The organism is Synechocystis salina LEGE 00031 (assembly GCF_015207985.1).
GTDB classification, from domain to species: Bacteria; Cyanobacteriota; Cyanobacteriia; order Cyanobacteriales; family Microcystaceae; genus Synechocystis; species Synechocystis salina.
This window is the reverse complement of sequence record NZ_JADEVV010000017.1, coordinates 24542-37335: the sequence shown is the minus strand read 5'-3', so window position 1 is coordinate 37335 and position 12794 is coordinate 24542. Positions and strand designations below refer to the sequence as shown.

Sequence of the window (12794 nt, the reverse complement as noted above, 5' to 3'; positions counted from 1 at the left end):
ACAGTACCAATAATTTGGCTACACTGATGGCAGTTCTTTTTCTCTAGCCACTATGGTCAAGCGACGCAAGCTAATTTCTTACACTGCCTTCAGTACGGCGATCGCCGTCATCACGGGTTGCTTTGGCGGTAACAGCAGTAACGGCCAGGGACAAACGGTCAATGTCGGTACCATGGCGGATCTCAAGGCCAAGGGGGAATTAAAAGGGAACACTCCTAAGGGACCGGTGACGGTGGTGCCCAATGGTAGTGGCGGCCAGATCAGTGCGGTCAATCCCACCTGCACCCACAATGGTTGTCAGGTGGAATGGAAGAAAGCTAACGGTAAATTTGTTTGCCCTTGCCACGGGGCGGAATTTGCTGCTACGGGTAAGGTGCTCAAGGGGCCCGCCACCAGGAATCTGCCTACCTACGCTACCCAGGTGAGCGGCAACAACGTTTTGGTCAAAGCTTAGGGTCTAGCCATGGTTTTCAAAGGCTAGGTTGGACAATTGGTGAGAGGAGAAAATTAATTATGGTGAAAATCCTGGGGGCGACGGTATTAGCCCTACTCAGTTGGGGCAACCCTGGGGAACCATTAGTTGGGCAGGAAGTGGCCTGGCAAGAAGCAAAGGTTTTTGCCGTACCAACCCAAGCGGACCCCGCCATCGACAGAATTGTTGATAATTACCTCGATCGCCTGGAATCCTTGGGTTATGACCGCCAGCGCCAGGGTATCTGGTTGCAGTCGGAGTGGGCCTATTTGGGCTATAACCAAGCCAATAATGCTTTTCCCGCCGCTTCTCTAACCAAAATTGCCACCAGCGTCGCCGCTTTAGCCACATGGCCACCGGATCATCGCTTTACCACCCGTTTTTATGCCGATGGCCCCATTACCGCTGGGGTTTTACAGGGTAATTTACTGATCGCCGGGGACCATGATCCTCTCTTCGTCTGGGAAGAGGCGATCGCCGTTGGCAATGCCCTCAACCGAGCAGGGATCCGAGAGGTGACTGGAGATTTGGTAGTGGTGGGCAATTTCGCCATGAACTTTGAAGCTGACCCTGCCGTAGCGGGAGCTTTATTCAAACAGGCAGTGGATGAAAGCCAATGGTCGGCCATAGTCAATAAAGCCTTTGGGGATCTGCCCTCGAATACTCCCCGGCCCCAGGTAAAAATTGCTGGCACCATCCAGACCCAGGCCGTTTTACCTCCCAACCTAGAACCATTACTAGAGCACCAATCCCTTCCCCTGGCGGCCCTGCTCAAACAGATGAACATCTACAGCAATAACGACATGGCTGAGATGTTGGCCCAGGCCATGGGGGGAGCGGCGATCGTGGCCCAAACTACCTCCCGTTTGGGGGCAATTCCAGCGGCGGAAATTCAGTTGCAAAACGGCTCTGGCCTCGGAGTGGACAATCGGCTTTCCCCCAGGGCAGTGACAAAGATGTACCAAGTTTTAGCAGAGCAGCTCCAACCCCACGGCCTAGGCATTGACGATATTTTTCCTGTTATGGGGCGCGATCGCCAGGGAACATTGGAATGGCGCAGTATGCCCCAGGGATTAACGGTAAAAACCGGTACATTAAATACGGTCAGTGCCCTTGCCGGCATCATTCCCACCCAGGAGCGAGGCACTGTTTGGTTTGCCATTATCAATAATGGCCCCAACTTTGACCGTTTGCGGGTAGAGCAGGACCGACTGTTGCAACAAATCGCTGAGCATTGGCAGATATTGCCAGAGAACTTGAATCCCGGCCCCATGGATAAGGTTTTGCTGGGGGACCCGGCCCGTAACCTAACGCCCCAACCCTCTGAATCTTAGCCGTTGCAACCTAAGGGCATTGCCGCCGTTGTATCCTAGGCGTTGAAAATGCCCGGCTAGCTAATTTTGCTCCCTATGACCCCATCATCCTCCGTTTTCATTCCCGTAATTCTTGCCGGTGGCAAAGGAGAAAGGTTTTGGCCCCTCAGCCGTAAGCAACGGCCTAAACAATTTTTGTCCCTGGATGGTTCCGGGGTCAGTTTGCTACAGGCCACAGCCCAACGATTACTACCCTTGGCCGGGGGCTGGGAAAATTTATGGGTAATTACGGCGGCCCCCATTGCGGAGGGGGTTTTGGCCCAATTGCCTTCATTGCCCAAGGAAAATTGTCTGGTGGAGCCGGAAGGAAAAGACACGGCCCCCGCTGTGGCCTGGGCTAGCTTGGCAATTGCCCAACGCTATGGGGAGGATGCCATCATTGGTTTTTTCCCCGCTGACCACTGGATTAAAGACCAAGCCGCCTATGAGCAAACCTTGGCTGCGGCGATCGCCTACGCCCAGGAAGAGGACGCCATTGTCACCCTCGGTATTAAGCCCCATGGCCCGGCCACTGGTTATGGATATATTGAACAAGGCGTATTGCAACGGGAAATGGGCAACCTGCCGGTGTATCAAGTGAACCGTTTTACCGAAAAGCCCGACCGAGCCACAGCCCAGGCCTTTGTGGACAGCGGTAAGTTTAGTTGGAATAGTGGCATGTTCATTTTCCGCGCCGGGGTGGTACTAGGGGAGTTCGCTAACCATGCCCCTCAATTACTCACTGCGTTAAAAGCCCACGGAGCGGCTGCTTATCCAACATTAGAAAAGAAAAGTATTGACTATGTCTTGATGGAAAAAACCCAATTAGCCTCGGTTCTGCCGGCCAATTTTGGTTGGGACGATTTGGGGGATTGGAATGCGTTGGAGCGACTGTTTCCCGAAGCCGAGGCCAATGTGGACTTGGGCAACCATGTCAACTTGCATAGCCAGGGCTGTATTGTTTACGCCAGTGATGAGGACCAGGTAATTGCCACCATCGGTTTAAAAGATGTGGTGATTGTGCGAGAAGGCAATGTCACCCTGGTGGTTCCCAAAGACCAGACCCAGGACATTAAGGGTTTACTCAAACAATTACAATCCCAACCGCAGTACGAAAATTTGTTGTAGGGGAAGAAAGTAATGGCAAGATACAATGGCTGTAATTAAGGCCGTGCAAGTATTGGAACCAATTTTCGATGATCCAGAGTAATAATTTCTCCACTAGTCCTCTTTGGCAACAGGGGGCCGTAGTGGAATTGACCATTACCGGCCTCAATCACCAGGGAGAAGGTATCGGCCGCTTCGATGACAGGGTGGTATTTGTGCCCGACACGGCCCCCGGCGATCGCCTGGAAGTCAGACTGATGCGGGTCAAGAAAAATTATGCCCTGGCCCAACTGCTCAAAATTTTAGAGCCTTCCCCCCAGCGCACCCGACCGTCTTGCATTGTGGCGGACAAATGTGGCGGCTGCCAATGGCAACATCTGGATTATCAATTCCAAGTAGAAAGTAAACAGCAACAGATTATTGATGCCCTGGAGCGCATTGGTGGTTTCACCGCTTTACCTCTGGAACCCATGTTACAGTCCCCCGCTAGTTTGGGTTACCGCAACAAAGCCACCTATCCCCTGGCTCGCTCCAAAACCGGCCAGGTGCAAGCTGGTTATTACCGCAAAGGCAGCCATCGTTTGGTAAATATTAACCAATGTCCCGTCCAGGACGATCGCCTGAATTTATTGTTGACGGAGGTGAAGAAAGATATTGAAAATCGCGGTTGGTCTATCTACGATGAAGAGAAAAAACAGGGCAAACTACGCCATTTAAGCCTACGCATTGGCCACCGTACCGGGGAAATGTTGCTGACCCTAATTTCCGCCCATAAAGGTTTACCGGATTTGGAAGAGCAAGCCGGGGAATGGTTGGAGCGTTATCCTGATTTAGGCGGCATTTGTTTAAACATTCAGCCAGAACCTAACAACCGCATTTTTGGCGAAGAAACCATAGTGATTGCGGGGCGGGGCACCTGCCGAGAAAAGTTTGCCGATTTAAGCTTTAGCCTGGGGGCGAATACATTCTTTCAGGTCAATAGTGAGGCGGCGGAGCTATTGTTAACTCGGCTGCAGCAAGCATTAAATTTACAAGGCACAGAATTGTTGGTGGATGCCTATGCCGGTGTGGGCACTTTCACCCTCCCCCTAGCCCGCCAAGTTCGTCAGGCGATCGCCATTGAGGTCAATCAAGACTCGGTGCAGCAAGGACAACGCAATGCTGAGATGAACCAGATTACCAACGTGGACTTTTTAGCTGGTACGGTGGAAACTGTTTTACCCACCCTGTCAAATATTCCAGATATTTTGCTCCTCGACCCTCCCCGTAAGGGGTGTAACCCAGAGGTGCTCAGGGAAATTGTCCAACAGCGCCCAGGGAAAATTGCCTATATCAGTTGTCAGCCCCCTACCCTAGCAAGGGATTTGAAACTCCTCTGTGCTGAGGGCTCCTATGAAATTACCTGGGTTCAAGGTTGCGACTTTTTCCCCCAAACGGCCCATGTGGAGTGTGCAGTGATTCTCCAAGCAGTCAATGGTTAACCAAAGATTTTCTAGGGGTTATGGTAGCGGCAGGCACATTCAGACCACCCAGGCGATCGAGTATAATGGTCAAAGTCAGTACTGTTAGATTGCTACTAGTCCAGTGTGAGGTGGAGCGTTTGCTAAACATTAATTTTCCCCACAGGCAATCCCATTGGCAAAAAATCAGTTTTTCCTCAACCCTCTATCTTTATCCCATCCTTGATTTATTGCTCAATTCTGTGCCCAAGCCTCTGCACAACGAGGTCAGGCTGGGGTTACAGGAGGCTTTAGTCAATGCTGCCACCCATGGCAACGCCCTCAACCCAAGCAAGTCCATCACAGTGGAATACCGCCAATCCGCCCGGGGTTATTGTTGGATCATCACCGACCAGGGCATGGGGTTTGATCGTCCCTGTCCTTGCCCCCAGGTAGTGCTTGATTGCCCCAATTGTGTGAGCCCCTGGTTTCCCCCCGATGAGTCGGAGAATGGCCGGGGGTTAGGCATTTTGATGCAAATTTTTGACCAAGTCCATTGGAATGAAGATGGCACCCGTTTGCGCCTGAGCAAGAAAATTAAACGGCGGCCCCAGGGAACTAGTCAAAATGCAATTAAACGCTTCTTCAGCGAAAGCTACCGTTTTCTGAGTTTGTAGAACCTAGTGGTAGCAGAAGTCCCAGACCGTCATCCCGTTGTTTTAGTCCATGGCATTTACGACACTAGGGCCAAGTTTGCAACGATGGCGGACTTTTTGACCCAGGGAGGTTGGTCGGTCCATTGCCTAGATTTAGAGCCCAACGATGGCAGTGCTTCCCTTGCCGTGCTAGCAACCCAAGTACAGCAATATATCGATCAAAAATTTGCGCCCCAGCAACCAGTGGATTTAATTGGCTTTAGCATGGGGGGATTAGTAACTCGTTATTACTTACAGCGTCTCGGGGGCGTAGAACGGGTCAGGCGCTACATCACTATTTCCGCCCCCAACCAAGGCACCCTCCTGGGCTATAGTTTGCCCTACCAAGGAGTGAGGGAAATGGCCTGGCAGAGTGATTTTTTGCGGGATTTAAACCGAGATTGTTGCGAGTTACTGGCGGGACTCCAGGTGACGGTGATTTGGACTCCCTTTGACCTGATGATTTTGCCCCCCAGCAGTTCCCATTTAGAAATTGGCCGAGAAATTATTTTGCCCGTGCTAGTCCATGCCTGGATGGTATCGGATGCCCGTTGTTTAGCAGAGGTGGCCCTGGCTTTGGCTAAACCTTTGACCTGAGTGAAGCGGGAATTATTGGAATTTCCCCTAGGCCCCCCTATTCGTACAAGCATTCTTCCCCTACTTCCGCCAATTGTCTGGCGATCGCCTTATTGGTTTCGGACTGTTGCACAAGCTTGGTAAATTCCGTTATGGAGTACTTTTGCTTGAACTTATTAATTGTGCAATTACACATTTCCTGGGCCGCCGCCCCCTTGATACCGGCTTGTTCCACCCGACGGAGACATTGCTGGCGGTAATTTTCAAAACTATTTTGTCCCTGGGCTTCCACTGGAACGGCGATCGCCAAGGAGGTAAATAGGCCAAACAGAGCAGTTAAGCCCAAAGGTGTAGCATAACCACGGACAAGTAACTTGAACATTTTGGTAAACACTCCCATCAATTAACAGAAAACTTCTTTCCCATTACCCATAGAAAGCGATAAATCCGAAGAAAAGTATCCCCATAAGCCACAAATTGGCCCTGTACACTCTCCATATTAACCAGAGAAAATTTATGCATTGACCGCGGTCTAAAAGTCTATCTCCAGCCCCTAGCTGGCCCTCAACACCGGATAGTGATCATGGCGAGTAAATTGGGTCATATCACTGAAATAACGCAGTTCAATGCTATGAATATCCAGAATTTGAGGGTCACGGCCAATCCAGCGGTCATTAACGGCGGCCAGCTGCTCACTAACCCCAATTGGGTCTGCTAACTTCTCGATCGCCGGGTCGAAGTAACCAAGGGTGATGTGGGCGGTGTAACGGTATTGCTGCTCAATACCCAAACCGATCAGGGTGGGATTTTGGAAAATGGCTCTTCTTACTTTGAGCATCGGTTCATAATCCGCCTCCCGTTGGGGCACCAAAACCACCCCCAGGGAACGGGGCAACACTAACAATCCCAGCACCTGCCAATGACAGCCGGTGTATTGCCCTGACTGATGTTGATGATCAGCAAAGGAATGTTGTAAACAGCTACAGAGTTGTTTTTCAAAATCTGGGTTATGGCGACGGAGGGCCTGGTAGGGGCCGTCCCAAATTAAATCCGCCACTGTGAGATGCAAACTAGGCGGGGGCACTGCCACCAAACTCTCCCCCAAAATTTCCCCCACCTGGCCCTGCACAGTGGTTAGATGGCCATAAAAGCTTTGATTGATTTGATCATCGGCGGCGATCGGCGTTACCACACTGAAGCCAGGAAAAGGTACCGGTTGCCCTTGGTCAAACTTAGGTGAACCCTGGGCATTGACCAATTGTTGCTCGTAGGCGATCGCCAAGGTTTGGGGCGCCACCCGATTAATATAGCCTTGGTAAGTATCGTCCACACTCGCCTCCCTGACACAGATTGAAAAAGTTCCTATGGCAAGTTTACTGGCTGGGTGGAATCTCTGGACATTTAGTGTCGATCTTTCCAGGTTTTCAGCGGTTAGGCAGGAGCTAAAAAGCCCATTGCAGTGGCCAAAATCCATGATTTCATTATCCCTAGGGGAAAATTCGGCAGTATGACCACGCCAAGATTGCGCATAATGTTTTAGAGTGCCCACGACACCAATGGCCCCGATCGCCGTCTTCCCCTCCATGCACTCACAAAAATTGGTCACAGCCATGAAAATTCTGGTGCTAGCTTGGGAATTCCCCCCCCGCATTGTCGGTGGCATTGCTCGCCATGTGGCAGAACTCTACCCGGAATTGGTTCAGCAGGGCTATGAAATCCACCTAATCACGGTGGCCACAGAGGAAAGCTTACCCCAGGAAATGGTAGATGGCATTCACGTCTATCGGGTACCAGTGCCCCCCAGCAACGACTTTTTCCATTGGGTGGATAACATGAACCATGCCATGGAACACCAAGGGCAAGAACTACTCCGGCAAAAGGAAAAATTTGACGTCGTCCACGCCCATGATTGGTTGGTGGGAGATGCGGCCATCAACCTCAAGCACTATGGCAAAATTCCCCTAGTGGTAACTATCCATGCCACCGAATACGGGCGCTATAACGGACTGTACAACGACACCCAACGCTACATTGCCGGCAAAGAAGGGATTCTGATTTACAACGGTTGGCGAGTAATCGTTTGCAGTAACTACATGCGCCACGAGCTAGAAAGGGCCTTTGGTACCCCCTGGGACAAAATTGACGTAATTTACAATGGCATCCGCCCCGAAAAAAAGCACCGCCGCCCAGGCTTTGATTACCCAAACTTTCGCCGTAAATTTGCCAGAGACGGGGAAAAAATTGTTTACTACGTCGGCCGCATGACCTATGAGAAAGGCATTTCTGTTCTATTAACCGCCGCTCCCCAAGTCTTAGAATCCCTAAACAATCAGGTAAAATTCGTCATCATCGGTGGGGGCAACACCGATCGCCTCAAGCAGTTAGCCTGGAACTTAGGCATTTGGGAACATTGCTTTTTCACCGGCTTCATGTCCGACGAAGATTTAGATAAATTCCAAACCATTGCCGACTGTGCCGTTTTTCCCAGTTTGTACGAGCCCTTTGGCATTGTCGCCCTGGAAAGCTTTGCCGCCCGGGTGCCAGTGGTGGTATCCAATACCGGCGGGTTGGCAGAAGTGGTGCGTCACCATAGCACGGGCATAGTTACCCAAACCAACAATCCCGACTCCCTCGCCTATGGCATCCTGGAAATTCTCTCCAATCCTTCCCTAGCCAAACAATTGGTGGAAGCGGCCTATGAGGATTTGGGCATACGATTCAATTGGTCTAAGCTAGCCGGAGAAACCGCCGCTATTTACGAACGGGTGGTGCAGGAGAGGCAAACAGTCCATTGGTAAGCACCAGACCCTAAATTCCCAACAAAGAGCGGGCAATGAGCAGGTAAATAGCCACCCCCAACACATCCACCGCCGTAGTGATAAAAGGAGCCGACATCAAAGCCGGATCTAGCTTCATTGACTTAAACAAAAAGGGTAAGCCGCCCCCCGCAAAGGCCGCCAACAGAGAAATAATGAATAAACTACTGCCCACCGTAATGGCCACCAACCAATCCCCTTGGAGAAAATAGGCCCACACCGTTACCACAATACCCAGCATCAAGCCTAATAAAGCGCCGGCTCCCCCTTCCCTGACAATTACCGGTAAAACTTGGGTCAGTCGTACATCCTCCGTATTTAAGCCCCGGATGACCACCGTGGAAGATTGAGCCCCCACATTGCCCCCCGCATCAATGAGCAAGGGAATAAAGGCCGCCAACGTAATAGTTTTTTGCAACACATCCTCTTGGGAGTGAATCACCTGACTGGTGAGGGTATTGGTGATTAAAAGAATAAATAACCACACCACCCGCTTCCGGGCCACAGTCATTAAACTGCTTTTAAAATAGTCATCCCCCTGGGATTGCACTCCCCCAGCGGTATAGATATCCTCCGTTGCTTCTTCCTCCAAAATATCAATCACATCGTCCACAGTGACAATGCCCACTAGTCTTTGCTCCGAGTCCACCACGGGCACCGCCAAAAAGTCGTAGTGCTGGATGGTGCGGGCCACCTCCTCCTGGTCCGTGTTGGTGTGGACGGAAACCACATCAGGTACCATAATTTGGGCAATATACTCCTCCGGCCTAGCCATGACCAAATTACGCAGGGAAAGGGTGCCGGTGAGACGACGGGAATCATCGGTGACGTAGAGAACGTAAATAGTTTCAAAGCTGGTGGCAATGTGGCGGATGCGGTCTAGGGCTTGGCTGGCGGTGTAATCTTCCTTGAGGGAAACATATTCCGTGGTCATAATCCGACCAGCGGTTTCCGGTTTATAGCCTAACAGCAGGGAGGTGGCTTTGCGTTCTTCGTTGCTGAGGTGCTTAAACAGTTGCCTTACCACTTTGGCCGGAAGCTCATCCAATAATCTCACCCGGTCGTCGGGGGACATTTGGTTAAAAATTTCCAGTACTTCAGGATGTTTAAAATCCTCCAGGAGGGATTCCTGCACCGGGGGGGCTAAATGTTCATAAACATCGATCGCCTCATTTTTGGAGAGTAAGCGAAAGGCAAGTACCTGGAGCCGACTGGGGAGAGACTCAATGACATCGGCAATATCCGCCGGTTGCACAGGGGTAAGAATGGTTTTAGCCGCATCGAATTGGGAAGTTTCGAGGAGAGTTTCAATCTGGGCCCGCACTAATCCTTGTAATTCTTCTCGGTCAGGATTGAGTCGAACAGTCGTAGTGACCTCTGTCATGGCAACTCCCGGGGCGAAACGACACCCCCCAATATACGTTATCCCCATGCGGTTCCAACCATTTTGGACTGGCAAAAAATCGCTGGTCAATGGTTAAGATTGGCTAAAAACTGATGGATCTCTGTCCGAAAAAATTGTGTTAGGCTGTTCCCATGGGCTAAAAATAAATTTCCCTGGCCCCCTCATACATTCTGAGCCTTGGCCAAATATGGTCTGACCCGGGATCACTGCCTAGGGTTTTGCCCCAGGGTTGTGGCTAGCACCTTAAGCTGTGACTTTATTAAACAGATCTGGTGGTGCTTATTCCGTCGGGGTTCAGTTAGACATCATCACAGGAGTCGTCCTTGGTAATGGACTATTTAGAAAGACTGCTCGATAAACTTAGAGAACTGGCCCAGAAGTTGATCGAAGGCTTGCTCGGCCCCCAGGGGGAACCGGAGCCGGAACTAATTCCCATTCCCGTCAACGATCGCCGTTCCCGCCGTTAAAGGGAAGTTAACTGGCTAGTAAAAATATGTCGACTGTTTGGAAAGTATTGGTGCTCCATGGCCCCAATTTGAATTTGTTGGGCCAACGGGAACCGGGGATTTATGGCTCCCTCACCTTAGGGGAAATTAATCATTATCTCCAAAAAGATGGGGTGGATTTAGGGGTAGAAGTGGCCACTTTTCAGTCTAATGGGGAAGGGGAATTAGTTAGTGCCATCCATAGTACCCTGGGTAATTACCACGGCATTGTTTTTAATGCGGCGGCCTATACCCACACCAGCATTGCTCTCCGGGATGCTTTAGCGGCGGTACAACTCCCCTGTGTGGAAGTGCATCTGAGTAATATCCATCAGCGGGAATCGTTTCGCCATATTTCCCACATTGCCCCAGTGGCGATCGGGCAAATTTGTGGCTTTGGGTTAAATAGTTATCGTTTAGGGTTGAGGGCTTTGGTGGACTATCTCAACGAAAAGGCCGATGGTTAAGGATTTTACTCTGTGACGTTGTGGTCTCGGCGGATACTCAGGTAGGCTAAAGCACCAAACAAGGGCACCATGGCCATAGGAGTTAACAGTGAGGAACGCATCCCTTGCCCATGGTGCAGATTTTGGGCCAGCAATAGGGGAAAGGCCAGGGTTAAACAGAGAAAATCACTACTCATCACGGCGATGAATTGATTGGTTTGTAGTTGTTGCCAATAATCGCCCCAATCCCCCAGAAGCACTGCCCCAAGCGCACAGGCGATCGCCAACAGGAATAAAATTCGCCCCAACCAGGGAGAGCGCCAGAATTTAGCTACTTTTGATGATGCCGAGTTCGATGTCTGGGAATCGGTTTGTGTCGGGGGCGGCCAGATAACTAAATAGGGCAGTAGGGCAAAAGCCCCCAAAAAGAATGACCCTGCCACAAAGGGCCAAGCTGGAAATTTTCTCCCCTGGCGATCGCCGATTAACATGGCAGCATAGGCCATGGGCCAGATTCCCATCAGATTGAACAGAGCAATAATAACCGGATTGATGTCCTGCCACTGACCAAGAGAAAGGGCCTTGATTAAAGCTAAGGTTTGGGGATCACTGGGGGGAGCAAAACCAAAGGCAAAAATCACCAATGCCAACCATAGGCCAGCCAACGCTAAACGGTTTAAAACCACAGCAACAAACCCCAGACAAATTGGAAATCACTCCATAATAGGGAAATGTATCACAAACTCAGAAACTTTTCCTAGGGGCAAAGAGCTGGGGCAGAATCCAAATAGTCTTTCCTAACCTGCAGCAACTCTTGGGATAAAAACTGTTTATTGATCTGTCCAGAAGCCTTAGCTATACGTCCTTGAATTTGCTCCATTACCCCATCATTTTGATTGAGTAGAATAATGGGAGTTTCCTTCACCGCGGAAGATTTTCGCAGCAAACGACAGAGTTCATAGCCACTGATCCCCGGCATGTCCGCATCAATTAGAATTAACTGGGGATTATGACTAATGGCGGCCGCTAAAGCGTGGCAGGGGTCGTCAATGCAAACGACTTTAAAACCCCGCTGGCCCAATGTTTCTCGCACAACTTGCTGCACAGAGGGTCGATTATTAACGGAAATTACCACCGGTAGGTTGGTATCATCAACTGAAATTTCTTGATAGGGCAACATTTTGATTTCCCCTGACTTAATCCGCGGATAAAATAACAAGGCTAACTCTAAAACACTGCTGTTTGTTTTGCGGGCTAGCTCATATAAACAAGAGAGATTTTTAAATCCCTCCAAGAGATGCTCACACCACTGTTCACTGCGGCGATAGCTCAAATTCAGCATGGTTTTTACTTCTTGCCAATTTTCCACCAAGGGGCGCTGAAAAGGCGAATTGATCTGAGGATATAGTTCTCCCCAGTATCTAATCTTATGTTCCACAGATTGGGTGGTTTTTGCCAATTCTAAATTAAGAAATAGGTCCTTAATGCTATCGTCTTGATCAAAATAACATTGGGTAACGGGAATGGCCAAAAAATGAACCAATGCTTCCTGGGCAAACTGAGTTAGAATCGAGCGGGTTTGCTGAAAGGAAATTACTTCCTGTTTCCAAAGGTCACAGATATATTTATAGTCGTCTGTAATTTTGGGAGGTAGGCTAATTTTATTCTCATTCAGATAATTACCCAGAAGATACCTGACCCTTTGCATCCCCCCCACGCCACTGTTAGCAAAATTAATTTTCCCTTTGCCAAGATAAACCTGCCAGGTGACCAACTCATCAAGGGGATTCTGCACCGTCAGTCTCCCGGTGGCCTTTTCCTTAATTAAGGTTTGCAGGAATTCGCTAGGAATTTGGCGGGTGATTACGGCGGTCATGGGAAACTCCTTTGCAAGCTTTGGAGGATAAACGATAACAGTGTTCAGTCGATACCTTTGCCATGGGAAGAACTAAGGGCGAGAAGTTCCCCCATTTCAACTGTTACGGGGGTTGACATAGGAGA

Annotated in this window: 14 protein-coding genes; 9 read left to right on the top strand and 5 right to left on the bottom strand. The window is 50.1% G+C overall.

Annotated elements, in window-relative coordinates:
- The first annotated feature begins 52 nt into the window (after positions 1 to 52).
- The 6 genes from IQ217_RS07715 to IQ217_RS07690 all read left to right on the top strand — a co-directional run bounded on the left by IQ217_RS07715 (position 53) and on the right by IQ217_RS07690 (position 5662).
- On the top strand, positions 53 to 454 hold the full coding sequence (locus IQ217_RS07715; RefSeq protein ID WP_190596337.1) for a QcrA and Rieske domain-containing protein: 402 nt from the start codon (positions 53 to 55) through the stop codon (positions 452 to 454).
- A 59-nt stretch (positions 455 to 513) separates the two neighbouring features.
- Positions 514 to 1806, top strand: coding sequence for a D-alanyl-D-alanine carboxypeptidase/D-alanyl-D-alanine-endopeptidase (locus IQ217_RS07710; RefSeq protein WP_194019501.1), 1293 nt, complete (start codon positions 514 to 516; stop codon positions 1804 to 1806).
- 75 nt (positions 1807 to 1881) lie between these two features.
- A complete protein-coding gene (locus IQ217_RS07705; protein ID WP_194019500.1) occupies positions 1882 to 2952 on the top strand; it encodes a mannose-1-phosphate guanylyltransferase in 1071 nt (356 codons plus the stop codon).
- 68 nt (positions 2953 to 3020) lie between these two features.
- The gene (gene rlmD / locus IQ217_RS07700; RefSeq protein ID WP_194019499.1) at positions 3021 to 4412 is read left to right on the top strand and encodes a 23S rRNA (uracil(1939)-C(5))-methyltransferase RlmD; all 1392 of its coding nucleotides are present in this window, start codon (positions 3021 to 3023) and stop codon (positions 4410 to 4412) included.
- A gap of 65 nt (positions 4413 to 4477) precedes the next feature.
- Entirely contained in the window at positions 4478 to 5047 is a 570-nt protein-coding gene (locus IQ217_RS07695; protein WP_476718267.1) for an ATP-binding protein, read from the top strand.
- Positions 5048 to 5053: 6 nt separating this feature from the next.
- Positions 5054 to 5662 carry an alpha/beta fold hydrolase gene (locus IQ217_RS07690; protein WP_194019498.1) on the top strand — a complete coding sequence of 203 codons (609 nt, stop codon included), beginning with the start codon at positions 5054 to 5056 and terminating at the stop codon, positions 5660 to 5662.
- A 37-nt stretch (positions 5663 to 5699) separates the two neighbouring features.
- Here the strand turns inward: IQ217_RS07690 and IQ217_RS07685 are convergent, their stop codons facing one another.
- Both IQ217_RS07685 and IQ217_RS07680 read right to left on the bottom strand, forming a co-directional pair.
- Positions 5700 to 6023 (bottom strand): hypothetical protein, encoded by a 324-nt coding sequence (locus IQ217_RS07685; protein WP_194019497.1) that lies wholly within the window; start codon positions 6021 to 6023, stop codon positions 5700 to 5702.
- Between the two features lie 171 nt (positions 6024 to 6194).
- The gene (locus IQ217_RS07680) at positions 6195 to 6971 is read right to left on the bottom strand and encodes a DUF1868 domain-containing protein (RefSeq protein ID WP_338116535.1); all 777 of its coding nucleotides are present in this window, start codon (positions 6969 to 6971) and stop codon (positions 6195 to 6197) included.
- A 226-nt stretch (positions 6972 to 7197) separates the two neighbouring features.
- Here IQ217_RS07680 and IQ217_RS07675 point away from each other — a divergent pair, with 226 nt between their 5' ends.
- Entirely contained in the window at positions 7198 to 8439 is a 1242-nt protein-coding gene (locus IQ217_RS07675; protein ID WP_228016654.1) for a glycosyltransferase family 4 protein, read from the top strand.
- Between the two features lie 10 nt (positions 8440 to 8449).
- On the opposite strand, the gene mgtE is transcribed toward IQ217_RS07675, so the two are convergent.
- Positions 8450 to 9841 (bottom strand): magnesium transporter, encoded by a 1392-nt coding sequence (mgtE, locus tag IQ217_RS07670; protein WP_190596325.1) that lies wholly within the window; start codon positions 9839 to 9841, stop codon positions 8450 to 8452.
- A 350-nt stretch (positions 9842 to 10191) separates the two neighbouring features.
- Here mgtE and IQ217_RS07665 point away from each other — a divergent pair, with 350 nt between their 5' ends.
- Both IQ217_RS07665 and aroQ read left to right on the top strand, forming a co-directional pair.
- A complete protein-coding gene (locus tag IQ217_RS07665) occupies positions 10192 to 10329 on the top strand; it encodes a hypothetical protein (protein WP_190596324.1) in 138 nt (45 codons plus the stop codon).
- Positions 10330 to 10355: 26 nt separating this feature from the next.
- A complete protein-coding gene (gene aroQ, locus IQ217_RS07660) occupies positions 10356 to 10814 on the top strand; it encodes a type II 3-dehydroquinate dehydratase (protein WP_194019495.1) in 459 nt (152 codons plus the stop codon).
- Between the two features lie 5 nt (positions 10815 to 10819).
- Here aroQ and IQ217_RS07655 read toward each other — a convergent pair whose 3' ends face one another.
- Together IQ217_RS07655 and IQ217_RS07650 are read right to left on the bottom strand one after the other, a co-directional pair.
- On the bottom strand, positions 10820 to 11479 hold the full coding sequence (locus IQ217_RS07655; protein WP_194019494.1) for a hypothetical protein: 660 nt from the start codon (positions 11477 to 11479) through the stop codon (positions 10820 to 10822).
- 71 nt (positions 11480 to 11550) lie between these two features.
- Positions 11551 to 12669, bottom strand: coding sequence for a response regulator (locus IQ217_RS07650; RefSeq protein WP_194019493.1), 1119 nt, complete (start codon positions 12667 to 12669; stop codon positions 11551 to 11553).
- Positions 12670 to 12794 lie beyond the last annotated feature (125 nt).